This is a genomic window from Burkholderia pseudomultivorans (assembly GCF_001718415.1).
In the GTDB taxonomy this organism is placed as follows: domain Bacteria; phylum Pseudomonadota; class Gammaproteobacteria; order Burkholderiales; family Burkholderiaceae; genus Burkholderia; species Burkholderia pseudomultivorans_A.
Genome location: NZ_CP013377.1, coordinates 910,587 through 934,021, shown reverse-complemented (window position 1 = coordinate 934,021; position 23,435 = coordinate 910,587). Strand labels below are relative to the sequence as shown.

The 23,435-nt window shown below is 67.1% G+C and carries 22 protein-coding genes and 1 pseudogene; 14 read left to right on the top strand and 9 right to left on the bottom strand.

Translation table 11 applies throughout. The features are described 5' to 3' along the window. Positions 1-55: 55 nt before the first annotated feature. Both WS57_RS03915 and WS57_RS37535 read right to left on the bottom strand, forming a co-directional pair. A complete protein-coding gene (locus WS57_RS03915; protein WP_040131257.1) occupies positions 56-1,702 on the bottom strand; it encodes an NRAMP family divalent metal transporter in 1,647 nt (548 codons plus the stop codon). A gap of 106 nt (positions 1,703-1,808) precedes the next feature. Beyond that, entirely contained in the window at positions 1,809-1,946 is a 138-nt protein-coding gene (locus WS57_RS37535; protein WP_167361716.1) for a hypothetical protein, read from the bottom strand. A gap of 1,041 nt (positions 1,947-2,987) precedes the next feature. Here WS57_RS37535 and WS57_RS03910 point away from each other — a divergent pair. Together WS57_RS03910 and WS57_RS03905 are read left to right on the top strand one after the other, a co-directional pair. Beyond that, a complete protein-coding gene (locus tag WS57_RS03910; protein ID WP_059512470.1) occupies positions 2,988-3,230 on the top strand; it encodes a hypothetical protein in 243 nt (80 codons plus the stop codon). 87 nt (positions 3,231-3,317) lie between these two features. Next, positions 3,318-4,787 (top strand): carbohydrate porin, encoded by a 1,470-nt coding sequence (locus WS57_RS03905; RefSeq protein WP_059512468.1) that lies wholly within the window; start codon positions 3,318-3,320, stop codon positions 4,785-4,787. Positions 4,788-4,871: 84 nt separating this feature from the next. On the opposite strand, the gene treA is transcribed toward WS57_RS03905, so the two are convergent. Both treA and WS57_RS37530 read right to left on the bottom strand, forming a co-directional pair. After that, positions 4,872-6,560: an alpha,alpha-trehalase TreA gene (gene treA / locus WS57_RS03900; RefSeq protein ID WP_059601234.1), complete on the bottom strand. Its 1,689-nt coding sequence runs from the start codon at positions 6,558-6,560 to the stop codon at positions 4,872-4,874. A 182-nt stretch (positions 6,561-6,742) separates the two neighbouring features. Then, on the bottom strand, positions 6,743-6,937 hold the full coding sequence (locus WS57_RS37530) for a hypothetical protein (protein WP_167361705.1): 195 nt from the start codon (positions 6,935-6,937) through the stop codon (positions 6,743-6,745). Between WS57_RS37530 and WS57_RS03895 the strand changes: the two genes are divergently transcribed. Both WS57_RS03895 and WS57_RS03890 read left to right on the top strand, forming a co-directional pair. Then, positions 6,888-8,276, top strand: a complete 1,389-nt coding sequence (locus WS57_RS03895; protein WP_052102434.1) for an MFS transporter — start codon at positions 6,888-6,890, stop codon at positions 8,274-8,276. The two genes, WS57_RS37530 and WS57_RS03895, sit on opposite strands and share 50 nt — an antisense overlap. Before the next feature lie 343 nt (positions 8,277-8,619). Further along, positions 8,620-9,834, top strand: coding sequence for a winged helix-turn-helix domain-containing protein (locus WS57_RS03890; protein ID WP_069243772.1), 1,215 nt, complete (start codon positions 8,620-8,622; stop codon positions 9,832-9,834). 27 nt (positions 9,835-9,861) lie between these two features. On the opposite strand, the gene WS57_RS03885 is transcribed toward WS57_RS03890, so the two are convergent. Next, on the bottom strand, positions 9,862-10,983 hold the full coding sequence (locus WS57_RS03885; protein ID WP_069244334.1) for an alpha/beta fold hydrolase: 1,122 nt from the start codon (positions 10,981-10,983) through the stop codon (positions 9,862-9,864). Positions 10,984-11,178: 195 nt separating this feature from the next. Here WS57_RS03885 and atpG point away from each other — a divergent pair, with 195 nt between their 5' ends. After that, positions 11,179-12,048, top strand: a complete 870-nt coding sequence (gene atpG / locus WS57_RS03880) for an ATP synthase F1 subunit gamma (protein ID WP_069244333.1) — start codon at positions 11,179-11,181, stop codon at positions 12,046-12,048. A 1-nt stretch (position 12,049) separates the two neighbouring features. Next, positions 12,050-12,523, top strand: a pseudogene (atpC, locus tag WS57_RS03875) (ATP synthase F1 subunit epsilon). A 34-nt stretch (positions 12,524-12,557) separates the two neighbouring features. Here the strand turns inward: atpC and WS57_RS03870 are convergent. Together WS57_RS03870 and WS57_RS03865 are read right to left on the bottom strand one after the other, a co-directional pair. Next, positions 12,558-12,776, bottom strand: a complete 219-nt coding sequence (locus WS57_RS03870) for a DUF1653 domain-containing protein (protein WP_009687837.1) — start codon at positions 12,774-12,776, stop codon at positions 12,558-12,560. A gap of 64 nt (positions 12,777-12,840) precedes the next feature. Then, entirely contained in the window at positions 12,841-13,284 is a 444-nt protein-coding gene (locus WS57_RS03865) for a GNAT family N-acetyltransferase (RefSeq protein WP_009687838.1), read from the bottom strand. 30 nt (positions 13,285-13,314) lie between these two features. Here WS57_RS03865 and WS57_RS03860 point away from each other — a divergent pair, with 30 nt between their 5' ends. The 3 genes from WS57_RS03860 (at position 13,315) to WS57_RS03850 (ending at position 16,191) form a co-directional block, all read left to right on the top strand. Beyond that, entirely contained in the window at positions 13,315-14,271 is a 957-nt protein-coding gene (locus WS57_RS03860; RefSeq protein ID WP_155755005.1) for a hypothetical protein, read from the top strand. 363 nt (positions 14,272-14,634) lie between these two features. Then, positions 14,635-15,258 carry an HAD hydrolase-like protein gene (locus WS57_RS03855; RefSeq protein WP_040131248.1) on the top strand — a complete coding sequence of 208 codons (624 nt, stop codon included), beginning with the start codon at positions 14,635-14,637 and terminating at the stop codon, positions 15,256-15,258. A gap of 357 nt (positions 15,259-15,615) precedes the next feature. Beyond that, a complete protein-coding gene (locus WS57_RS03850) occupies positions 15,616-16,191 on the top strand; it encodes a DUF4142 domain-containing protein (protein WP_009687841.1) in 576 nt (191 codons plus the stop codon). A gap of 111 nt (positions 16,192-16,302) precedes the next feature. Here the strand turns inward: WS57_RS03850 and WS57_RS03845 are convergent, their stop codons facing one another. Next, entirely contained in the window at positions 16,303-16,908 is a 606-nt protein-coding gene (locus WS57_RS03845; RefSeq protein WP_040131246.1) for a GNAT family N-acetyltransferase, read from the bottom strand. A 70-nt stretch (positions 16,909-16,978) separates the two neighbouring features. Further along, positions 16,979-17,917, bottom strand: a complete 939-nt coding sequence (locus WS57_RS03840) for a LysR family transcriptional regulator (RefSeq protein WP_059601232.1) — start codon at positions 17,915-17,917, stop codon at positions 16,979-16,981. Positions 17,918-18,020: 103 nt separating this feature from the next. Between WS57_RS03840 and lysA the strand changes: the two genes are divergently transcribed. The 5 genes from lysA (at position 18,021) to metC (ending at position 23,377) form a co-directional block, all read left to right on the top strand. Continuing rightward, complete coding sequence (gene lysA, locus WS57_RS03835; protein ID WP_009687844.1) at positions 18,021-19,259, top strand: diaminopimelate decarboxylase; 1,239 nt, start codon at positions 18,021-18,023, stop codon at positions 19,257-19,259. 576 nt (positions 19,260-19,835) lie between these two features. After that, the gene (locus WS57_RS03830; protein ID WP_069243771.1) at positions 19,836-20,636 is read left to right on the top strand and encodes a transporter substrate-binding domain-containing protein; all 801 of its coding nucleotides are present in this window, start codon (positions 19,836-19,838) and stop codon (positions 20,634-20,636) included. A 71-nt stretch (positions 20,637-20,707) separates the two neighbouring features. Beyond that, the gene (locus tag WS57_RS03825) at positions 20,708-21,367 is read left to right on the top strand and encodes an amino acid ABC transporter permease (RefSeq protein ID WP_009687847.1); all 660 of its coding nucleotides are present in this window, start codon (positions 20,708-20,710) and stop codon (positions 21,365-21,367) included. Positions 21,368-21,408: 41 nt separating this feature from the next. Further along, entirely contained in the window at positions 21,409-22,134 is a 726-nt protein-coding gene (locus tag WS57_RS03820) for an amino acid ABC transporter ATP-binding protein (protein ID WP_009687848.1), read from the top strand. Between the two features lie 61 nt (positions 22,135-22,195). Further along, positions 22,196-23,377 (top strand): cystathionine beta-lyase, encoded by a 1,182-nt coding sequence (metC, locus tag WS57_RS03815; protein ID WP_059512455.1) that lies wholly within the window; start codon positions 22,196-22,198, stop codon positions 23,375-23,377. Positions 23,378-23,435 lie beyond the last annotated feature (58 nt).

Sequence of the window (23,435 nt, the reverse complement as noted above, 5' to 3'; positions counted from 1 at the left end):
CGGCATCGACGGGTGGCGGCGCGGCACCGCGTGCGGCGCCGCTGCATCGCGCGCGCTATTTCAGCAGCGTCATCTGCACGACCTTGACGATCACGAGACCGACCGCGATCACGAGATAGCCGCGCAGCACGGCCATCCAGATGCGCGTGGACAGCGTCATGTTCTGCGGCGCGAGCGTGTCGAGCGGCGGCATGCGCCACGTGTCGCGCTGCGTGCGGTCGATGCCCGGTTCGATGACGCGCCCGTTGCGGCGGATCAGCACCGTCGCGAGATAGCCGGCGATCGCGAGCACCGTGCCGCCCACCAGCACGTCGAGAATCGCTTCGCCGCTGATGTCCGGATACATCACCGACGCGGTCAGGACGATCGACAGCAGCACGAGCACCCAGACGACTGCGCCCGTGAACACGTTGAGCTTCATCGAGTTGACCCACGGGCCGAGCACCTGGCGGTCGTTGCACAGCACCAGCAGGAACACGGTCGCACTCGGCAGCAGCACGCCCGCGAGCGTCTGCACGGCTTCGGTCAGCAGGCCGAGCGGGCTGCCCGGGATCAGCACCAGCGTGGCCGCGGCCGCGACGATGCCGAAATACACGAGATAGAAGCCCTTCGCGTCGCCCACGCCGCGATGCAGCGAGTGGCGGATCTTGAACACGTCGCCGATCGCATAGGCCGTCGACAGCGACACGGCCGCCGCACCGATGATGCATGCGTCGAGCAGCGCGACCGCGAACAGCGTCGCGCTGGTACGCCCCGCATACTTCTCGAGGCCCGCGATGATGCCGCCTGCGTCGGTGAAATTGCCGGCTTCCGGATGTCCGCTGAACAGCGCGGCGCTGAAGCCGATCATCGCGACCGAGCCGATCAGCACGAATGCGATGCCGATCCACAGATCGACTTTTTCATACTTGATGAAGCGCGGCGTGATGCGCTTGTCGATCACGTAGCTCTGCTGGAAGAACAATTGCCACGGCGCGACCGTCGTGCCGACGATGCCGATCACCAGCAGCATCACGTCCGACAGCTTCGCGTGCGCGGGCCAGTTCGGCACGAGGAAATCGCTCGTCATCTGCGCGACGGGCGGATGGATCGACACGAGCACCGGCACGAGCAGCAGGCTCAGCACGCAGAGCACGACCGCGAAGCGCTCGAAGCGCCTGAAATCCCCGGTACTGACCGCCGCCATCGTCAACGCGGCGGCCACGCATACGCCGGCCACCTTCGGCAGACCGAAGAAGTCGAGCACGAACGTGATGCCGATGAACTCGGTGACGATCGTCAACGCATTGAGCAGGAACAGGTCGATCACGCTGAACGCGCCCCAGAACTTGCCGAAGCGTTCGAAGATCAGGCGCGCATGGCCGACGCCCGTGACCGCGCCGAGGCGCAGCACCATTTCCTGGTTCACGTACAGCACGGGCACGAGCAGCAGCAGCGTCCACAGCAGCGTCGTGCCGTAGTTCTGGCCGGCCTGCGTATAGGTGCCGAACGCGCCGGCGTCGTTGTCGCCGACCATCACGATCAGGCCGGGGCCGATGATCGCGAGCAGCGTGCGCAGGCGGGCGCGCCACGTGCCGCGCGGCGCGGTGTCGTGATGCGCGATCGTGCCGAGCGCGCCGCGGATGTCGCCCAGATGGGCGTCGTCGAGCACGGCGCTGCGTTCGACGGCGATCGGCGGAGAGACGTTGGATGGCGTGGACATGATGGCTTCCGTACGACTGGGGTTGTCTGACAGCGTGTGACCTTGGCATGCGCACGCGGCGCCGCGGCTCGCGGCCGCGCGCGCATGCCGAGGCGCGCGCGGCGTTTCAGCGGATCAAGGATTTCAACTGGTTCAGCAGACGGGAAAACACGCGCGGACGCGCGTCGAGCGTGAGCATCCCGTCGTAGTGGGCGCGCGATTCCGCGACGTGCGGGAGATTCGACAGCAGAAGGCCGAAGTTCATGGTCTGGCTCCGTGCGGCGACGGCAAGACGTGCCGGCCGCGTCGTGGGTGCGGGGCCAGTCCGGCGCCTGTTCGGAATCAGGCTAGTCGGCCGGAGTGTCCCTGCGACCCGGGTTCAAAAGGGTCTGGCGGTATGCATGGCATAAGGGACAACTGTCACTGTCGTTCATGGCGGCTCCTGTACGGTGTTCCGGGGAACACGGTTGGGCGCCGTCCGGCACGGTGACCGGATCCGCGCGCCCTGGCAAGGCATGCGCGAACGCGGCCGCGGCCCGGCGGCGGCGAAACCGGACGGCGCATGCGCGAACGCATCACGCTAACCGGCGCGAATCAGGGTGCACGTAGGAAGTGTTGCTGCGGAGTACTGCTGCGCGCACCGTTTGCCTGGGTGACAAACGGCGGCTTGAAGAGGCGCGGACGTCGGTCGCTCAGGCGGAAATTTCGTTCGAAGATCGACTACTGCAAGCGTCCAAGACGGCTGCCCCAAAAGTGAAGATGCCGGATTCTATGGACCGGCCGAAAGCGAAGTCAACCCCTTGAAACCCTTTTCCGGAAATAAAATTTCGCGGCCGCGACGCTGAAAGTTTTGCCCTCGAAAACACGCGACGAAACCTTTCACGCCGGGCGTCGCGCGCGATGCGCGCACGCAACGGCCGGACCGTGCGCGGGATCGGTTCCACCTCGCGCCGGCGCGGCCCGACCCGGTCGCGGCGACGATTCTTGATGCGTTTTTTACTTGCACTGCAGCAAATCGGCCGTCTACAATCCGCCGCAGTTCAACACAGGAGTCCCTTCGTGGACACATGCTCCAGTTGCAGTTCGATGCCGGTCCAGGCCGGCCAAACCATCGCGAGATAGCAGCCAGCATGCCTGCCGCCGCTAGCTCGCATTCGCCGGGTTAGCGCGCTTCCTCCGGGCCGGCCATCGCCGGTTCGTCCGTCGCACGCTCCGTTACGTTTCAACCGCCGATCGCAGGGCGCGCCGCGCGCCCGGCGCTCGATCACGTCGTCCGGCGCTCGCCGGACCGGACGGAGGCCACGTCATGTTCATTCCATCGTTCGCGGTCAGACTCAGGCGCATCGTGCCCGGTGCGGGTCTGTCGCCGCTTGCCCCCGGGCCCGGCAACCGGCGCGCGTTCGCCCATCTGCCGTCCCCGCCCCGGCTGCTCGACTGCGCACTGGTCGGTGCAATGACCGCCGCCATCGCGCTCACCGCGCTACTGTGCGTCGCCGCATCGCGCGTCGGCTTCGCGGCAGCCGGACGTGTCGGCGGCTGGCTGCCATAGCCGCACGCGACCTGCCACGCGCGCCCGCGCACCGAACCGCACCTTCCCTTCTTCAGCCTGACTAATCGAATCGTCAACGGGATCCACATGAAGCACCACTTCGCACCCGCCCTGCACACGCCACGCCTGCACGCACTGGCCACCCTGCTGCTGTCGCTCGCCGCCGCACCCGCGTTCGCGCAGTCCGCACCGCCGGCCGCGCCGGAAGCCGCCGCCGGCGCCAGCGGCGCCGCACCGGCACCGTCGGCCGACACTGCCGCGCCCGCCGGCCTCTTCGAGCGCTCGAACCTGCTCGGCAACATGGGCGGCCTGCGCGACGTGCTCGGCGCTCATGGCGTCACGCTGAACCTGCAGGAAACCAGCGAGTACCTGTACAACGCGGCCGGCGGCACCGGACGCGGCGGCGCATACCAGGGGCTCACGCAGTTCGGCTTCAGCGTCGATACGGAAAAGGCGATCGGCCTGCCGGGCGGTACGTTCAACGTGTCGGGCCTGCAGATTCACGGGTCGAACCTCACCCAGCGCTATCTGCAGACGCTGCAGACCGCGACCGGCATCGAGGCGAACTCGACCACGCGACTGTGGGAGCTGTGGTACCAGCAGGCGTTCCTCGGCGACAAGCTCGACGTGAAGGTCGGCCAGCAAAGTCTCGACCAGGAATTCATGGTGAGCCAGTACGCGGCGTCGTTCATGAACGCGACGTTCGGCTGGCCCGTGCTGCCGTCGGCGGACCTGCCGTCGGGCGGCCCCGCGTATCCGCTATCGTCGCTCGGCGTGCGGCTGCGCGTGAAGCCGTCCGATGCGTGGACCGTGCTCGCCGGCGTGTTCGACGGCAACCCGGCCGGCCGCCTCGACGGCGATCCGCAGCAACTCAATGCACACGGCACGAATTTCAACCTGCGCAGCGGCGCGCTGCTGATCGGCGAAGTCCAGTATGCGCTGAACGCGCCGCCTGCCGATCCGAAGGCACCGCAGCCGGCCGGCCTGCCGGGCACGTACAAGCTCGGCGTCTGGTATCAGTCGCAGCATGCGAACGATCTGCGCACGGGCGCCGACGGGCTGTCGCTCGCGAATCCGGCGAGCAACGGCGTGGCGGCGACCCATCGCGGCAACTACGGGTTCTATGCGGTCGCCGACCAGATGGTATGGCGGCCGGCCGCCGACAGCCCGCGCTCGGTCGGCGTGTTCGCGCGCGTGATGGGCGCGCCGGGCGACCGCAACGTCGTCGATTTCGCCGCCAACGCGGGCGTGACGCTGAAGGCGCCGTTCGCCGGACGCGACGACGACGTCGCGGGCATCGCGATCGGCTACGCGAAGATCGGCTCGCATGCGCGCGCGCTCGACGGCGACGTCGGCGCCTACACGACGCCCGGCTATCCGGTGCGCCGCGCGGAGACGGTGATCGAGGCGACCTACCAGTACCAGGTCGCGCCGTGGTGGCAGTTGCAGGCCGACCTGCAGCACTTCTTCCGTCCGGGCGGCGGCATCCCGGACGCGACGGGCGCGCGCATCGGCGACGAAACGGTGATCGGCGTGCGCACGACGATCACGTTCTGACGCGCGCGATACGCCTGCGCGGGCAGCACGCGCCGGCCCGCGTTGCGCCGCTGCGCGGCGCATGCCGCGCAGCGTGTGCGCACATCACTCGCCGTACAGCCCGAGCAGCTTCAGCGTGACGCCGTTGGTCCAGCCGAAGCCGTCCTGCAGCGGATATTCGCCGCCGCCCCCGCCGCCCTCGCCGGCCCCCTCGACCACGTATTTCTCGACGAGCTTGCCCTCGGTCGCGTACACGTGCTTCACGTCGGTCAGGAAACGCGTGCCGATGTCCTTCGCGAGCGCCGGCTCGCCATAGCGGCGCAGCCCTTCGATCGCGATCCATTGCAGCGGCGCCCAGCCGTTCGGCGCGTCCCACTGCTGCCCGGTGTTCTCGGTCGTCGTCGCGAGCCCGCCCGGCTGCAGCAGCGTGCGGCGCACTTCGCGCGCGGTCGCTTTCGCGCGCTCGGGCCATGCGACGCCGGTAAACAGCGGATACAGCGTGGCCGCGCTCACGCCGTCGCGCGGCTTGCGCAGCTGCCAGTCGTAATCGCCGTAATAGCCGCGACGATTCCACAGATAGTGATTGATCGCCGCCGCGCGCCGCGTCGCGCGCGCCGAAAAGTCGGTCACGCACGCGACGTCGTGCGTGATCGTGCAGCCCCTCACGATCGTCCGCTCGAGATGGAACATCAGGCTGTTCAGGTCGACCGGCACGATCGACGTCGTGCGGATCGTCGCGAGCGTGCGGCCGTCGCCGAGCCAGCGCGAGCTGTAGTCCCAGCCGCTCTCGGCGCCCGCACGCAGGTCGCGGTAGACCTCGTTCGCGGGGCGGCCCGGCACGGCCTTCGCGGTCGTCACGTCCTCGAGATACGACTCGTCGCGCGGCGTGTCGCTCGCATCCCAGTAGCGGTTCAGCACCGCGCCGTCCGGCATCGCGACCACGTGGCGCGCGGCCTGCCCGCGCGGCGTCGACGTCTCGCCCTGCATCCAGTACGCGTACTCCTTGCGCAGCGCGGGCAGATACTTCTGGTACACCTTGTCGCCCTCCGCCTGCGCGGCCAGCGTGACCATGTACGCGAAGAACGGCGGTTGCGAGCGGCTCGCATAATACGTGCGGTTGCCGTTCGGGATATGCCCGACCGTGTCGATCAGGTGCGCGAAGTTGTCGAGCATGTCGTCGACGAGATCCTCGCGCCCCGACACCTGCAGGCCGAGCATCGTGAAATAGGTGTCCCAGTAATAGCCTTCGCGGAAACGGCCGCCCGGCACGACGTACGGCTTCGGCATCGGAATCAGCGAGCTGTACGGCGGCACGCTCGTGCTCGTGCGCGTGAGTTGCGGCCACAGCCAGTCGATATGCTCGCGCAGCGTCTGGTTCGGCGGCGGCGTCACGCCGCCCGCGGGCGGCGGCGTGAAGTGCTGGTCGACGAACGCCTTCAGCGAGAAGCCCGGCTGCGACTTCTGTTGCTGATACAACTGCACGATCGTCGCGGGATCGGTATCGGGCGTCGCGTCGACGAAGGTCTTCTGGTCGGGATAGAGCTGCGCGGTCTGCACCGCGACGAACAGGTCGCCGTAGAGCTGGCTCGGCGGTGGCAGCAGCGCGCTCGAAGCGGGCGTCGCGACGGCGGCGGACGATGCGGCCGCCTGCACGGCGGCCTGGTTCGCGCTGTCGGCCTGTGCGGCACAGCCGGCGACGGCGAGATAGGCGACCGCCAGCGCGGCGGCCCAACGGATGCGCGGTGCGGCCGGCGCGGGATGCGATGCGGTCGATGCGGCACGACGTGACGTCATGGCGTGTCCCCTCCTTTCGATGGTGAGTGGATCGGCAAGGGTCTCCGCACGCGTGCGCTCGTCTCGATGGCCGTCGATCGATGCGCATGATGATGTGTTTCGCGAGGATTCGACTGTCGCACGAAACGCGCGCGGCGCGCAAGCTTCGCGGCCCGCATTCGCGGCCGGTGTCATGTGTCACGTCATGCGCCGCGGTCCCGCGCAGTCGTCTCTTGTTGCCGGCCGCGCAACAGGAACGACTGTTGCAACATGCGGAACACGCGCGGCCATGCGTGACGCAGCGACCACAATGTGGGCATAATGGCGTCTTTACCGCGCGCCCAGCCCATGTCGCCCGTCTTCCTAGCACCGCTCATCGTTGCCTGTGCGTTGTTCATGGAAAGCGTCGACGCAAACATCATCGTCACCGCGCTGCCGGCGATGGCAAGGGACTTCGGGCACAGCCCCGTCACGCTGAACATCGCGATCACGGCCTACGTGGTCGGCCTCGGCGTGTTCATCCCGATCTGCGGCTGGCTCGCCGACCGCTTCGGCGCCCGCTCCGTGTTCCGCACCGCGATCGGCATCTTCGTCGCCGGCTCGCTGCTGTGCGCCGCATCCAATTCGCTCGGCCTGCTCACGTTCGCGCGCTTCGTGCAGGGCGTCGGCGGCGCGATGATGGTGCCCGTCGGCCGCATCATCATCTTCCGCGCGGTGCCGCGCTCCGATCTCGTGCGCGCGATGAACTACCTCGCGATTCCCGCGCTGTTCGGGCCTACGGTCGGGCCGCTCGTCGGCGGCTTCATCACGACCTACCTGCACTGGCGGATGATCTTCTTCATCAACGTGCCGATCGGCCTGTACGGCATCTATCTCGCCAGCAAGCACATCGCGAACACGCACGAGCCCGATCCGGGCCCGCTCGACTGGTTCGGCTTCCTGCTGTCCGCCAGCGGCGCGGCGCTGCTGCTGATGGGTCTCACGCTGATCGACGGCGCGCTCACCACGCGCGCGAATGCGCTGACGATGTGCGTGGCCGGCGCGGTGCTGCTCGTGCTCTACGTGCCGTACGCGCGCCGCAAGGAGCGGCCGGTGCTCGACCTCAGCTTCCTGAAGATTCCGACCTACCATGCGAGCGTGGTCGGCGGCTCGCTGTTTCGCATCGGGCTCGGCGCGGTGCCGTTCCTGCTGCCGCTCGCGCTGCAGGAAGGACTCGGCATGACCGCGTTCCACTCCGGGCTGATCACCTGCGCGTCCGCGCTCGGCGGCGCGGTGAGCCGCTCGACGGCCACCCATACGCTGCGCCGCTTCGGCTTTCGCACGGTGCTGATGTACAACGCGGCATTCGCGGGCCTGGCGATCGCCGCGTACGGCGTGTTCCATCCGGGCATGGCGACCTGGGCGATCTGGCTGATCGTGCTGGTCGGCGGGATCTTTCCCGCGCTGCAGTTCACGAGCCTCAATTCGATGATTTACGCGGACATTTCGCCGCGCGATGCGGGGCGCGCGACGAGCCTCGGCAGCGTCGTGCAGCAGATGTCGCTCGGGCTCGGCGTGACGGTCGCGGGCCTCGTGCTGCACATCTCGCACTGGCTGCAAGGCCATCAGACGATGGTGTGGTCGGATTTCTGGCCCGCGTTCGTGGTGGTCGGGCTGTGCTCGTTCGCGTCGATTCCGATCACGCGCAAGCTGCCGCCCGGCGCCGGCGACGAAGTCGCGCGCGGCAAGCGGGCCTGAAGCGGGCCTGAAAGCGCTGCATCGATCGGCAGCGCGGAAAACAAAAAAAATCAGCGGACATCCACACGGGGCCGGTGCACAGCCGCATGGATGTCCGCTCAGGGCTCCGGGTCTCCCGTTGGGGGTTGAGAATCCCGGATTCGCTTCCTGCGTGCCATGGACATATCGTGCGTCGGAAGCGGAATCGTTGTGCGCGCATGTCGTCGCGCCATGAGTGCACTATAGGGAATCTTGCGTCGGGCATCTGTCAACCATTGTCAGATGCGTGGCGTGCGCACGTCGCACGCGCGCGCCGCTTTCGCGCTAAAGTGGTGCCCGACCGCCACCCTTTTCCGCCGTTCCGATGCCGACGCTCTCGCCCGCCGCCGCCCGCGCGCTGCATCTCGCCGCGCAGGGCCTGCTGACACCGCCGCGCCGCAAGGCGACCAAGGCCGACGTGCTCGACACGATCCGCCGCATGGCGCAGTTACAAATCGATACGATTCACGTCGTCGCGCGCAGCCCGTACCTGGTGCTGTTCAGCCGGCTCGGCGATTTTTCCCCGCACTGGCTCGACGAGCATCTGGCCGAGGCGCGCCTGTTCGAATACTGGTCGCACGAGGCGTGCTTCCTGCCCATCGAGCAGTTCGGCCTGATGCGCTACAAGATGCTCGATCCCTCCGGCATGGGCTGGCAATACGCGGCCGACTGGCATGCGCAAAAACGCGACGAGATCGAACGGCTGCTCGCGCGGATCCGCCGCGAAGGCCCGGTGCGCTCGGCCGACTTCGTTCGCGAGGACGGCGCGAAAGGCAACGGCTGGTGGGACCGCAAGCCCGAGAAGCGTCATCTCGAAGTGCTGTTCACGACCGGCGAGCTGATGGTGTCGGAGCGCCGCAATTTCCAGCGCGTGTACGACCTGCGCGAGCGCGTGCTGCCCGACTGGGACGATGCGCGCGACCTGCCGCCGCGCGAGGCGGTGCTGCCCGCGCTGCTCGACTACACGTGCCGCGCGCTCGGCATCGTGCGTGCGGACTGGGTCGCCGATTACTACCGGCTGCCGCGCCGCTCGTACAAGCCGGAACTCGAACGGCTCGCGGAAGCCGGCGAGTTGATTCCGGTGCAGGTCGGCGACTGGAAGGAGCCCGCTTACGTACACCGCTCGCTCGAAGCGCTGCTGCCCGCCGCCGAAGCCGACACGCTGCGCTCGACGGTCACGACGCTGCTGTCGCCATTCGATCCGGTGGTATGGGACCGCCGGCGCGCGTCGACGCTGTTCGGCTTCGACTACACGATCGAGTGCTACACCCCCGCACACAAGCGGCGCTACGGCTATTTCTGCCTGCCCGTGCTGCATCGCGGCCGGCTGATCGGCCGCGTCGATGCGAAAGCGCATCGCATGCTCGGCACGTTCGAACTGAAGTCCGTGCATGTCGAGCCCGGCGTGCGCATCGGCGCGGGCGTCGCGGCCGACGTCGCGAAGGCCGTGAAAAAGCTCGCGGCGTGGCACGGCACGCCGGAGATCCGGATCGGCAACGCGCCGCCGGCTTTCGCGCAGGCGTTCGCCAGCGCCGCCTGAGCCAGACCACGCCCGCCGGTTGCAGCGCTAACGCTGCGCAGCGATCCAGCGCGCAATCTCCGGCCATACCGCCTTCAGCGTGCGCGAGCCCATGAACAGCCCGATATGGCCGCCCGGCACCAGCCGGCTCGTCACCTGCGCGGCCGGGGTGCCGACACAGTCGCGCGCATTGAACACCTGCTCGGGCGTCGTGATGTCGTCGGCCTCGCCGGCGAGCAGATAGACAGGACACCGCATGTTTTTCAGATCGAGCGTGCGGCCGAGCGCGACGAACGCGCCCTTCGCGAGCCGGTTCTCCTTGAAGATCTGCTCGATCGCCTGCAGATACCAGCGCCCCGGCAGGTCGATCGGGTTTTCGTACCAGCTCGCGAACACCTCGCGCTTGCGCAGGTAGTCGGGCTCGTCGAGATGCGCGTACAGGTCGACGTGCTCGGACAGGTAGTGCTCGTCGGGATGCATGTTCTTCCAGCCGCGCAGCATGAAGCGCCCGCGCATCAGGCCGCCGCCCATCGCGACGAGTTCCTCGTAGAACGACAGCGGATACGCGTGCGCCATGCGCCTGATCGGGCCGTCGCCCGCGTCCGTGTCGATCGGCGCGCCCGCGAGCACGAGGCTCGCGACCTTGTGCGGAAAGCGCGCGGCATACATCGCCGACATCCAGCCGCCCTGACACAGCCCGACGAGGTTCACGCGGCCGCCGAGCTCGTCGACGCACGCGTTCAGCTCGGCCAGATACTGGTCGATTTCGAAATCCTTCATGTCGTCGGTCGCGGAGCGCCAGTCGGTCAGGTACAGGCGCGTCACGCCGTTGCCGCGCAGCGTCTCCATCAGGCTCTGCCCCGGCTGGTAGTCGGCGATCATCGCACTGTGCCCCGCGTACGGCGCGTCGACGATCGTCGGCAGGCCTTGCCCCGGCACGATCGAGTAGTCGCGAAACGTCATCGTGCGCAATTCGAGCAAGGGCCGGCTCGGCGATGCCAGCGCCGGATGCAGCTCGAAATGCAGTTTCTCCTCTTCCGCGAGAAAACGGAGATTGCGCGCGGCAATCCCGGAGCCGGCCTGCAGCATCGTCATCGCGGCCATCGGCCAGAACATCGGCAACGCAGGCGCCGGGGCCGGTCGGGCCGCGAGATCGTCGGTTCGGTTCATCGTATTCCCGGCTGAATGCATGCTCATGACGGCCCCTTCCTCGATCGCGACACCGCATTCTGGAGCGATCGGCGCGACACAAGCTTGACGGCCGTCAATGGTTTCGGGTGAAGTCCCGATAGCATGGATCTGCACAACGACTTCCGGATCGCCATGCCGCCGCGGGCGATGCGCGCACCTTTGCCCGACGCCGCCATGCACATTCACGAAATCCGTTCGAAGATCGCCAGCACGACGTCGACCCGCAAGATCACGCGGGCGATGGAAATGATGGCGCGCACCCGGATGGCGAGCGCGCAGAAGCGCGCACGCGAATTCCGGCCGTACGCGTCCCGCATCCGTTCGATGGCCGAGCGCGTGCTGCGCGACCGGCCCGATTACGCGTCGGCGCTGATCGCGCGACGCGCGAACGTGCGCCGTGTCGGCCTGATCGTCGTCAGCACGGATCGCGGACTGTGCGGCCCGCTCAACGCGCGTCTGCTGGTGCGATGCATCGATGCGATCGAAACCTGGCAGAACGCCGGCATCGCGTGCGAGCTGAGCGTGATCGGCGCGCGCGGCATCGCGCCGCTCGCGCGCCACGGCGCGACCATCGTGGCGCGCGCCGCCAACCTCGCGGCCGAGCCGCACTTCGACACCTTGCTCGGCGCGCTGCTGGTGCCGCTGACCGCCTTCGTCGACGGCGAGCTCGACGAAGTGCACGTCGGCTACAACCGGCTGACGAGCCCGCTGACCTACGAACCGCGTATCGACGCGATCCTGCCGGTCGCGGGGCTCGACACCGCCGCGCCGACCGACGGCGCGCGCGCTGCCGATTACCTGTACGAGCCCGCGCCGAAACCGGCGCTCGACACGCTGCTGCTGCGCTACGTCGAGGCGATGCTGTACCAGGCCGTCGTCGAGAACTACGCGTGCGAGCAATGCGCGCGGATGTTCAGCATGCAGACCGCGACGGACAACGCCGACCGCGTGCTGCGCGAGTTGCGGCAGCTTTATCAGAAAACGCGGCAGGCGCTGATCACCACCGAACTGTGCGAGATCGTCGCGGGCGCGGCGGCCGTCTGACATGGTCAGTGCGATGAAACTCGACATCCTGAGCGCGGAGGGTGCGCTGTATGCCGGCGAGGCGCACTTCGTCGCCGTTCCGGGCGAAAGCGGCGAACTCGGCATCTAGCCGCACCATGCACCGCTGCTCACGCGTCTCAAGCCGGGCGTCGTGACGCTCGTCGATGCGCGCAGCGGCGAGCGTCGCCGGCTGCCCGTGGCCGGCGGCGTGCTGGAAGTCAGCCGCGAAGGCGTGACGCTGATCGCCGACCATGCCTTGCGCACGCCGGAACTCGATGCATTGCGCGCCCGCGACGCGCGCAGCGCAGCGAACGACTGGCGGCGGCGCTATGCGCAGGAAAGCCGGCGCGCATTCGATTTCGCGGGCGCGCGCATGGAACTGCTGGACGAGATCCGCCGCTTTTTTGCGCTGGCGATGCGGCAGGATGGGATGGGCGTAGTACCGGACGAAACCGGCGCCGGTTCCCGTTCGTGACGGAACCGGCCGGCCGCCGGATCGTCTTGATGGCTCAGTCGCGCAGCTTGCGAAAACGCGGCGTGCCGTCCGGCAGGTTTTCGTTGAACATCGCTTCGGGTCGTACCCATAGTCCGCGCGCGTGCGGCCACAGATGCTCGTAGACGACCACCGCTTCCTCGGTTTCGGAATGGCGGGCCACGCCGATATAGCGATAGAGTCCGCCCTTGTAATGGCGGTGCGTCGCGAGCTGTTCGGCTTCCTGTTCGGTCATGATGCACGTCCCTTCGGCAAATCGGAAAGCGCGTATTGTATGCGCTGCGCCGCGCCCAGGCGTTTCAGCGTTTCGTGTAGATGTCGGGGCGGCGAATCTCCATCAGCCGCTCGGGATTCGCGGACGGCCCGAAGCCGACCGGCCGATACAGTTCGTGCGCGTCGCTCGTCACGAGCATGATGCGGCGCAGGCCCTGCACCATCGGCTGCGCGAACACGTGGTCGATCAGCGCGCGGCCGTAGCCGCGACCGCGCTCGGCCGGCAGCACGAACACGTCGCACAGGTACGCGAACGTCGCGTGATCGGTGACGAGCCGCGCGAACCCGACGAAGCGCTCGCCGACATACGCGCCGAAGCACAGCGAGCCGTCGATCGCACGCTCGACCACGTCGCGCGGGATGCCCTTCGACCAGTACGCTTCGCGATGCAGGAAGTCGAAGATCGCGTCGACGTCGAGTTCGCGCTTGTCGGTGGAAAATCTCAGCGTGGCGGGAGTGGCAGCGGGCACGGCGGCCTCCGGGGCGAGGAAGGGGGAAGCGTGGACGATACCGCGATGCGGGGGGCGAGACAAGCGCGGTCGCGCGGCCGGCATATCGCGTCGTCTTTCATGTCGTGCCCGGGTTGCCGCTTTCCCCTCAAGTTCGGGAGGCGACGTCCGTTAACTACGAGTGGATTATCAAGATCAAAAAATCTTTTTCGCATCCTCTCAAAGCTTAGCATCAACTACCCCGTCAACATGAAACGCATTATAACGCTCGCTTCTTTCGCACTCGCCGTCCTCGGATCTTTTCTTTCCCCTGCCACAGCAATGGCCGATATGGCGCAGAACGCGGACGACGGCTGGATGCTAATAGCGCTCAGTAAAAGTGGTGACAAGTGGTACGCCAAGCGAAATTCCGGCCAACTTGGAACGCTGGATGGAAAATACAAGGATGTCGTGATCACCTACAAGAGAACGTCGCCTTCGACAGATCACATTGAACTCGGCGAGCTTTTCGCCAAGGTCAGCGATTGTGAGCGCGGTGAGGGACTGATTTATTACGCCAATATGGACGGAAAAGCGACTGCGCATGACGACTTTGTCGTGTACGGGGGCACGATTGCGAGCGCCTTGGCGGAATCCGTCTGTGCCACGCTGGACCAGATTGCGGGGACCACTACCGTCCGCCAGGTGGCGCCCGAGTCGATGTGGATTAATGTAGTTGAAACGAACAATAGCACCTTCTATATCAAGAAGGGCAGCGCAAAAATATACAGGGAAAACGGCGTTCGATATATGGGCGCCACGCTCAAGAGCGTTAATACCAACGAAAATCGAACGACTTTCGGAAAAGCCTCCATTTCCGAGCGCAGCTGCAAAAACGAGCAGGGCGAAGTCTTCTATTTCAACATAAACTATGCCGACAAGGAGTCGAGCAATTTCGTGAAAGATGGCGGAAACGGAACCAGCGGTATCGGCGAGGCGCTTTGTGCCCTGTTCGGCAAAAAAAGCTAACGACTCGCGGACGTGTAACGTTCGGCATTTCCGTCGCCAGTGGCCGACGTGTTGACCGGAGAGATCGACCTCAAGAGAAGCTGCCGTTCGAATTGCCGTCGTCGATAGCGAAAATCGCGCTGGCCTCGCGCCGGCGCTTCCGCTAACTTACGCACGGTGTACCCGACGGCGCCACGCCTGCAGTCGCCATGCGTCGCAGGTACGGCAAGGACAACACGACCGGAGAAAACCGATGCAGGAACACACCGCCCTTCGCACCGGCGAACGCAAAGCGGCTGCTCGACTATCTCGCGTCGCCGCATGCCACCCGGCTCGCCCCCACGCCCGCTTCGCATGATCAATGACGCCGCACGACACGGCACGATGACGTGCCGGCTCGTCGCATTCGACTTCGACGGCACGCTCGCCGATTCGCTCGACTGCTTTCTCGCGGCGCTGTCGGAAGCGTCGCGCCTGCACGGGTTTCGCGATGCCGATCCGGCCATGCGCCCGGCGCTGCGCGGCATGTCTGCGCGCGACATCATCCGCGCGCTCGAGGTGCCGATGTGGAAGGTGCCGCGCGTGACGGCCGACATGCGACGCCTGATGCAGCCGCGCATCGCGCACATCGCGCTGTTTCCCGGCGTCGAACCGACCTTCGACGCGCTCGCCGCACGCGGCATCCGCATCGCGATCGCAAGCTCCAATACCGAGGCCGTCGTGCGCGACCGGCTCGGTGCGCATGCGAGCCGTCGCGTTGCCTACTTCGCATGCGGGATCTCGCTGTTCGGCAAGGCGCGACGACTGCGCGCACTCGCACGCGAAGCCGGCGTGCGCCCCGGCGAGATGCTGTATGTCGGCGACGAGATTCGCGATGCCGACGCGGCTCGCCGCGCGGGCGTCGCCTTTCAGGGCGTCGCGTGGGGCTACACCGCGCCCGACGCATTGCAGTCGCATTGCGCGACACCGTTGCTGCCGACGCTCGACGCATTGCTCGATCGCCTCTAGCCCGCTGCGCGACATCGCCGCCCCCACATCACCACGATGAACTGCGTGTGACAGGCGCGTTCATCGCGACGGCCTTCCGCTCGCAAAAATTGCCGGCGTCATGACGCACGCCGGTATGCCCTACCTGAACGCGAGCTTGCATCCCGATTCGTCTTACTAACCGTTACACAAGCCACAGCACCGTTGCACCTGCTACCCGATCGCGCTTCTAGAATCAGTCGGGCCGGAACTCGCTTCGACCGGCGCCGCGGCAGAGCGGCGGTCGAATCCGGTCCGGGCGCGCGCCCGGTCTCTCTCGCACAGCTACGGATCACGCGATCCGTCTTTCAACCAGAGCCCCGATCGAAAGGAGGTCCCATGAACCGCTTTCCCCAAGTCTCGCGCCTTGCCCTGTCTGCCGCTGGCCTGCTTCTCGTCGCCGTGACGGCGACCGCGAACGCGCAAACCGCCCAACCGTCGCCGTCCGCGCCGGCCGCCGCGACCGCGCGCATCCACGAAGCCGACCAGACCTTCATCACCGACGGCACGAAGACCGTGTCGACGCAGCACGACGCGGCGCGCATCGCCGATTCGCGCACGTCGGACAGCCAGGTCAAGGCCTTCGCGCAACGCGTGTCGACCGACGACGAGAAGATCATCCAGGCGATGCGCGCGGCCAGCCCGCGCGGCGTCGACGTACCGGCCAACGATCCGGACACGACCGTGCTGGACGGCATCAAGAACCTGCGCGGCGCGGAGTTCGACAAGGCGTATATCGAACAGGTCGCGCTGGCCGGCCAGCAGAAGGCGATCTCGGCGTTCCAGGCTGAAATCGCGTCGGGCCGCGACGCGAAGCTGAAGGAAGTCGCCCGTCAGTCGCTGCCGATGCTGCAGGCCCACTACGCGGAAGCGCAGAAGCTCGCGCAGCGTCACCACCTCGCATCGGCGCAGTAACGCGATGCCCCGCCGCGCATCGCGCGCGGCACCTCCGTTCCCCGCTCGCGCCGCCGCTCCCCTGCCGGCGGCGCGATGCACAGCGGCTCTCCCGCACGCCCTTCGCGCAGATCACGCGCGCGTCGCAAGCCTCGCGCGCAAGCGCGCATCCACGTCGGGCCATTCGTCGTCGATGATGCTGAAGCGCACCGAGTTGCGCTTGCGGCCGTCGGGCATGATCCGCTCGTGACGCACGATCCCTTCCTGCTTCGCGCCGAGCCGCAGAATCGCCGCGCGCGATTTCTCGTTCAGTTCGTCGGTCGTGAACTGCACGCGCACGCATCGCAGCGTGTCGAATGCATACGCGAGCAGCAGCCATTTCGCCTCGGTGTTCACGCGCGTGCGCTGCGCCGATTCACTGAGCCATGTATGACCGATCTCGAGCTTGCGGTTGTCGCGGTCGATCTTCCAGAAGCGCGTGCTGCCGACCACGCGCCCCGACCCGCGATCGACGATCGCATAAGGCATCACGGTGCCGGCCGCGCGCCCGCGCAATGCCGTGTCGATATACGCATCGACCGTGTCGGCGTTCGGCACGATCGTCACCTTCAGGTTCCACAGCTGGCCGTCCGCGGCCGCATCCAGCAGCGCCTGCCGGTGGGCCGGTTCGAGCGGACGCAGTTCGACGCGCTCGCCGGTCAGGGTCGGTTGTTCCGGTAATGATGCAGCGTCGGTCATGACGGATTCCGTTGAAGTAAGGGCACGCACGGCAAAGCGTCCATCATACGGCCCGTGCGCGCGAACCGCGTCACGACGATCGCGCGCGCTGGCCAAGCAGCGCCGCGAGCCGGCTGCGAATCGCCTTTGCCTCGTCGCGCAGCGCGTCGGCGAATGCATCGACGAGCAGGTTCTTCGGCCGGTGCTCCGGCACGATCACGCTGACGCGGTACGGAAACGACTGCCCGAGCGGCCGCACGTGCAGATCGCGGCCGACGAAATCGAGCGCGGTCAACGGATTGACGATCGCCGCGCCGAGACCCTGCCGCACGAACGCGCACACCGACACCGCCGACGGCGTCTCGACCACCGAACGCGGCGCGACGCCGAGCTGCGCGAACGCGTCGTCGATCATGATCCGGTACGGATCGTTCAGCGACAAGCTCACGAACGGGCGATCGGCGAGATCCGCGAGCGCGATCGCATCCTTCGCGAGCAGCGGATGGCCGTCCGGCAGCACGCATACTTCGTCGACTTCGAGCAGCGGCGCGAGCACGGTGCCGGGCGGCGCGACGTCATGCTCGGTCAGCCCGAGATCGTAGCGCTGCGCGGTCAGCCACTCCTCGAGCACCGGCGATTCCTGCGTCGCGACCGACACGCTGACGCCCGCATGCGCGTCGTGGAAACGCCGGCATGCGCCCGGCAGGATCGCATGCGAGAACGCCGGCAGCGCGATCACCGACAACTGCCCGTCGCGAAACTCGCGCAGCCGCGCGGCGGTCGCCGACACGCGTTCGAGCCCCACATAGGCGAGCCGCACGTCGTCGAACAGGGTGAGCGCGGCCATCGTCGGGCGCAGCCGGCCGTGCGTGCGCTCGAACAGCGCGAAGCCGACCACCTGCTCCATCCGCGCCAGCTCGCGGCTGATCGTCGGCTGCGACGTATACAGCATCTCGGCCGCGCGCGTCGTGTTGCCCGTGACCATCAGCGCGCGAAACACCTCGATGTGGCGGTGCGTAAGCGTAGCCATCTATATCAGGAATGAATCGAATCTCGATAAATCGGCATTTTACTGTATAGCCGATCGCGCGCATCATGACGACTGTCCGTCCATTCGACCCGATCGATCCGCCATGTCCCTCGATTCCCGCCAGCTCGCTGCGCTCGCGCAGCAATACGGCACCCCGCTGTGGGTGTACGACGCCGACGTCATCCGCGACCGCATCGCGCAACTGCGCCAGTTCGACGTGATCCGCTATGCGCAGAAGGCGAACTCGAACCTGCATATCCTGAAGCTGATGCGCGAGGCAGGCGCGTGCGTCGACGCGGTGTCGCTCGGCGAGATCGAGCGCAGTCTCGCGGCCGGGTTCAGCCCCGCCGGCGAACCGGAAGGCGTCGTGTTTACGGCCGACCTGATCGACCGCCCGACGCTCGCGGCCGTGCTGAAGCACGGCGTGACCGTCAACGCAGGCTCGCTCGACATGCTGGCGCGCGTCGGCGAGCAGGCGCCCGGCCATCGCGTATGGCTGCGCGTCAATCCCGGCTTCGGCCACGGCCACAGCAACAAGACCAACACCGGCGGCCCGCAAAGCAAGCACGGCATCTGGATCGACGACGTGCCGCGCGCGATCGAGATCGTGCGCCAGTACGGGCTGAAGCTCGTCGGCATCCACATGCATATCGGCTCGGGCGTCGATTACGGCCACCTGTCGCAGGTCTGCGATGCGATGGTCGATCTCGTCACGTCGCTCGGCCACGACATCGACGCGATCTCGGCCGGCGGCGGCCTGTCGATCCCCTATCGCGACGGCGAGCCGCGCGTCGACGTCGATCACTATTTCAAGCAATGGGATGCCGCGCGCAAACGGATCGAACGGCATCTCGGCCACGCGGTGCGCATCGAGATCGAACCGGGCCGCTTCCTGGTCGCCGAAGCGGGCACGCTCGTTACCGAGGTGCAGGCCGTGAATCGCCGGCCGAAACACGACTTCGTGCTGATCGACGCCGGCTTCAACGACCTGATGCGCCCGTCGATGTACGGCAGCTATCACGCGGTGTCCGTGCATGCGCACGACGGCGCGCTGCCCGAAGGCCGGCCGCTTGTCGACATCGCGATCGCGGGGCCGCTGTGCGAGTCGGGCGACGTGTTCACGCAGGACGCGGGCGGCGTGGTCACGCACCGCCGGCTCGCGCAGCCGCAGATCGGCGATCTGCTGTTCCTGCACGACGCGGGCGCGTATGGCGCGTCGATGTCGTCGAACTACAATAGCCGCCCGCTCGCGCCGGAAGTGCTGGTCGATCGCGGCACGCCGCGGTTGATTCGCCGCCGCCAGACGATCGACGAACTGCTCGCGCTGGAAACGTTCGAGTAACGCGCGCGACGATGAACGGCCACACTCGCCGAAACAGGCGAGCGTGGCCGTTTTGTTTTGCGGCGTGCGGTCGCGACGTCGACGTGCGCAACCCGCGATGCCGCGGCGTAGCAACCGATCCTTCACATCGTGCGCAACCGCAGCACAACGCACGTGCCGCCACCAAAACGCGAAAAATAATTTTCCCCACATCTCAAAAAGTGCGCGCGTTTTTGGAAACACTTTCCCTTTTGACAAAACTAAGATTGCCGTCAGTCGTTCAGCATTTGTGAGCGCCGGGCACGCGCCGATGCGTACCGGTCTACACCACTGACAAGCCGCACGGGCAATCATGAATATCCTGCTTGAACTCCTCGCCGCGCACCGACCCGCGTTCAGCATGAAGCTCGCGCAGTCCTTCACGCGCTTCGCGGTGCACGCGCCTTAACGCGCCTGTCGGCGGGCGGCACGTGCCGCCGTCCGCCGCCCCGCTTCTCCCGCCGCATCACCGCGGCCCGCTTCCCGCCCACGGCGACGCCGCCCGTCGCCGCGGACGTGCACACCCTGAAAGTTTCGACGACAACCAAGGAGACAACCATGAAGCGCCTCACCCCGACGTTCACGCGAGCCTGTGCCGCCGCCCTGCTGTGCGTCGCCGCCACGGCATCCCACGCAGCGGATCTGCTCGATACGGTCAAGCAGGCCGGCGTGCTGAAGATCGCGCTCGAAGGCACCTATCCGCCGTTCGACTATCGCAACGCCGACGGCCAGCTCGAAGGCTTCGACGTCGATGTCGCCAAGGCGGTCGCCTCGCGCCTCGGCGTGAAGCCGCAATTCGTCACGACCGAATGGAGCGGCATCCTCGCCGGGCTGCAGGCCGGCAAGTTCGACGTGATCGTCAACCAGGTCGCAATCACGCCGTCGCGCAGGCAGGCGCTCGATTTCAGCCAGCCGTACGTGTATTCGTCCGCGCAGCTGCTGCAGCGGCAAAACGATGCGCGCGCATTCCGCTCGCTCGACGAACTGAAGGGCAAGAAGGTCGGCGTGACGATGGGCAGCAACTATGTCGATCTCGTGAAGCGCGTGCCTGCGATCGATCTGCAGGTCTATCCGGGCACGCCGGAAAATCTGCGCGATCTCGCGGCGGGCCGCATCGACGCGGCGGTCAACGATCGCCTGATGCTGAACTACCTGATCAAGAACTCGCACCTGCCGCTGCGCCCCGGTTCGGTGCTGGCGGACGGCGCGGACGAGATGGGCATTCCGTTCCGCAAGGGCAACCCGAAGTTCGCGAAAGCGCTCGACGATGCGATCGCGTCGCTGCAGCAGGACGGCACGCTGAAGAAGATCTCGATGCAGTGGTTCGGCAGCGACACCACGAAGCCCGTCACGCAGTAAGCCGGCTCACCGGTGCGAGGCCGCGCGCAACGATGCGCGGCCCCTATGCATAAACAGTCTGGAGACATGCGATGGAAGCACTCGATCTCGTCATTCATACGCTCCCCGTCATGGTGCAAGGCGCGGCGCTCACGCTGAAGTTCGCGGTGTCGTCGATGATGCTCGGCCTGCTCGCGGGGCTCGCGATCGCCGTCGTGCGCATCGGCGGCAACCGCTTCGCGGCCGGCATCGCGCAAGGCTATGTCAGCGTGATGCGCGGCACGCCGCTGCTCGTGCAGATGTTCGTCGTCTACTACGGCCTGCCCGACCTCGGCATCACGCTCGATCCGACCACCGCCGGCATCTTCACGCTGACGCTCAACGCGGCCGCGTATCTGTCCGAAAGCATGCGCGGCGCGATTCTCGGCATCGGTCGCGGGCAATGGGCGGCCGCGCACAGCCTCGGCCTCACGCACGTGCAGACGCTGCGCTACGTGATCTGCCCGCAGGCGCTGCGCCTCGCGGTGCCGAGCCTCGGCAACACGCTGATCAGCCTGATCAAGGATACCTCGCTGGTGTCGGTGATCACCGTGACCGAACTGCTGCGCTCGACGCAGGAAGTGATCGCCGCGACGTTCCAGCCGCTGCCGCTGTACCTGGCGGCCGCGGCGATCTACTGGGTGCTGAGCACGCTGCTGTCGCGACTGCAAGGGCGCGTCGAATCGCGCCTCGCGCTGCCGGCCGCGCATTGAGCGCGCCCGCCACCCAACCCGACATCGACAACGGACAGAACATGATTACGCTCGACAACGTATCGAAGTGGTATGGCAGGCATCAGGTGCTCGCGGATTGCAGCGCCGCGGTGTCGAAAGGCGAAGTGGTCGTCGTGTGCGGGCCGTCCGGCTCCGGCAAGTCGACGCTGATCAAGACGATCAACGGCCTCGAGCCGTTCCAGAAAGGCAGCATCACCGTCGACGGGATGCGGCTCGGCGATCCGGCCGCGAAGCTCGCGCAGCTGCGTGCGCGCGTCGGCATGGTGTTCCAGCACTTCGAGCTGTTTCCGCATCTGTCGATCATCGACAACCTGACGCTCGCGCAGCGCAAGGTGCTCGGCCGCGACAGGGACGAGGCGATCGACACCGGCCGCAAGCTGCTCGACCGCGTCGGTCTCGCCGCCCATGCGAACAAGTATCCGGGGCAACTGTCGGGCGGCCAGCAGCAGCGCGTCGCGATTGCTCGCGCGCTGTCGATGAACCCGGTCGCGATGCTGTTCGACGAGCCGACCTCCGCGCTCGACCCCGAGATGATCAACGAGGTGCTCGACGTGATGGTCGAGCTCGCACGCGAGGGCATGACGATGGTGTGCGTCACGCACGAGATGGGATTCGCACGCAAGGTCGCGCATCGCGTGATCTTCATGGACCAGGGCGCGGTGGTCGAGGACGCGGCCAGCGACACGTTCTTCGCCGCGCCGCGCTCCGAACGCGCGCGCGACTTCCTCGACAAGATCCTGCATTGAGCACGCGCACCGGCATGCCGAAGCTCCCGACCGATCCCCACCCCGACCACAGGACGATATCTTGACCCAGCCCCTTTCACCCGACACGGTCCTCGCCCATGAAGGCCGTTCTCACGGCCAGCCCGGTTCGCCGGTCAACCCGCCCGTGTACCGGCAGTCGACGCTGCTCTTTCACGATACCGATGCGCTCGACACGGTGCGCGGCACGCCGCTTGCCTACGGCCGCCACGGCAGCCCGACCACGCGCGCCCTCGAAAAGGCGCTCGCGCGCCTCGAGGGCGCACATGCGGCGCTGCTGACGCCGAGCGGGCTCAGCGCGATCACGACCGCGCTGCTCGCAGTGCTGAACCCGGGCGACCATCTGCTGATGACCGATTCCGCGTACGACCCGACCCGTTCGTTCTGCGACGAGACGCTCGCGCGACTCGGCATCGACACGACGTACTACGATCCGTCGCTCGGCGCGGACATCGCGTCGCTGATGCGGCCGAACACGCGTGCGGTGTTCACCGAGTCGCCCGGCTCGCTGACCTTCGAGGTGCAGGACATCCCGGCGATCGCTCGCGTCGCGCACCGGCACGGCGCGGTCGTGCTGCTCGACAACACGTGGGGCACGCCGCTGAATTTCCGCTCGTTCGCGCACGGTGTCGACGTGTCGATCCACGCGGCGACCAAATACATCGCCGGCCATTCCGACGTGCTGATGGGCGCGATCCTGACGACCGAAGCGCTCGCGCCGAAAGTCACGCGCTGCTACCGGCAGCTCGGCATGACCGTCAGCGGCGACGACGCCTATCTCGCGCTGCGCGGCCTGCGCACGCTGTCGGTGCGTCTCGAGCGGCACCAGCGCAACGCACGGGTGCTGACCGACTGGCTCGCGACGCAGCCCGAGGTCGCGCGAATCCTCTATCCGGCGCGCGCCGGCGATCCCGGTCATGCGATCTGGCAGCGCGATTTCACGGGCGCATGCGGATTGTTCGGCGTGGCGCTCTATCCGCAGTCCGACGATGCGCTGCGTGCGCTGCTCGACGGGCTGACCTGCTTCGGCATGGGCTATAGCTGGGGCGGCTTCGAAAGCCTGATCATTCCGGCCAATCCGTCGCGCCATCGCACGGCGACGCGCTGGGCGACGACCGGGCCGCTGCTGCGCATCCACGCCGGCCTCGAAGACCCGGGCGACATGATCGCCGACCTCGAGGCCGGCTTCGCGAGAATGCGCGCCGCCGCGCTCGCGACGGCCTGATGCATCGGCCGCCCGTCATTACGTTTTCCTCAACGCACGACCTCAACCTTCCAGCGAG

What these genes read in the sequence shown, in the direction of transcription:
- WS57_RS03915 (WP_040131257.1), bottom strand. Translation starts at nt 1,702, where the DNA reads ATGTCCACGCCATCCAACGTCTCTCCGCCGATCGCCGTCGAACGCAGC.
- WS57_RS37535 (WP_167361716.1), bottom strand. Translation starts at nt 1,946, where the DNA reads ATGAACTTCGGCCTTCTGCTGTCGAATCTCCCGCACGTCGCGGAATCG.
- WS57_RS03910 (WP_059512470.1), top strand. Translation starts at nt 2,988, where the DNA reads ATGTTCATTCCATCGTTCGCGGTCAGACTCAGGCGCATCGTGCCCGGT.
- WS57_RS03905 (WP_059512468.1), top strand. Translation starts at nt 3,318, where the DNA reads ATGAAGCACCACTTCGCACCCGCCCTGCACACGCCACGCCTGCACGCA.
- treA (WP_059601234.1), bottom strand. Translation starts at nt 6,560, where the DNA reads ATGACGTCACGTCGTGCCGCATCGACCGCATCGCATCCCGCGCCGGCC.
- WS57_RS03895 (WP_052102434.1), top strand. Translation starts at nt 6,888, where the DNA reads ATGTCGCCCGTCTTCCTAGCACCGCTCATCGTTGCCTGTGCGTTGTTC.
- WS57_RS37530 (WP_167361705.1), bottom strand. Translation starts at nt 6,937, where the DNA reads ATGAACAACGCACAGGCAACGATGAGCGGTGCTAGGAAGACGGGCGAC.
- WS57_RS03890 (WP_069243772.1), top strand. Translation starts at nt 8,620, where the DNA reads ATGCCGACGCTCTCGCCCGCCGCCGCCCGCGCGCTGCATCTCGCCGCG.
- WS57_RS03885 (WP_069244334.1), bottom strand. Translation starts at nt 10,983, where the DNA reads ATGAACCGAACCGACGATCTCGCGGCCCGACCGGCCCCGGCGCCTGCG.
- atpG (WP_069244333.1), top strand. Translation starts at nt 11,179, where the DNA reads ATGCACATTCACGAAATCCGTTCGAAGATCGCCAGCACGACGTCGACC.
- WS57_RS03870 (WP_009687837.1), bottom strand. Translation starts at nt 12,776, where the DNA reads ATGACCGAACAGGAAGCCGAACAGCTCGCGACGCACCGCCATTACAAG.
- WS57_RS03855 (WP_040131248.1), top strand. Translation starts at nt 14,635, where the DNA reads ATGACGTGCCGGCTCGTCGCATTCGACTTCGACGGCACGCTCGCCGAT.
- WS57_RS03850 (WP_009687841.1), top strand. Translation starts at nt 15,616, where the DNA reads ATGAACCGCTTTCCCCAAGTCTCGCGCCTTGCCCTGTCTGCCGCTGGC.
- WS57_RS03845 (WP_040131246.1), bottom strand. Translation starts at nt 16,908, where the DNA reads ATGACCGACGCTGCATCATTACCGGAACAACCGACCCTGACCGGCGAG.
- WS57_RS03840 (WP_059601232.1), bottom strand. Translation starts at nt 17,917, where the DNA reads ATGGCTACGCTTACGCACCGCCACATCGAGGTGTTTCGCGCGCTGATG.
- lysA (WP_009687844.1), top strand. Translation starts at nt 18,021, where the DNA reads ATGTCCCTCGATTCCCGCCAGCTCGCTGCGCTCGCGCAGCAATACGGC.
- WS57_RS03830 (WP_069243771.1), top strand. Translation starts at nt 19,836, where the DNA reads ATGAAGCGCCTCACCCCGACGTTCACGCGAGCCTGTGCCGCCGCCCTG.
- WS57_RS03825 (WP_009687847.1), top strand. Translation starts at nt 20,708, where the DNA reads ATGGAAGCACTCGATCTCGTCATTCATACGCTCCCCGTCATGGTGCAA.
- WS57_RS03820 (WP_009687848.1), top strand. Translation starts at nt 21,409, where the DNA reads ATGATTACGCTCGACAACGTATCGAAGTGGTATGGCAGGCATCAGGTG.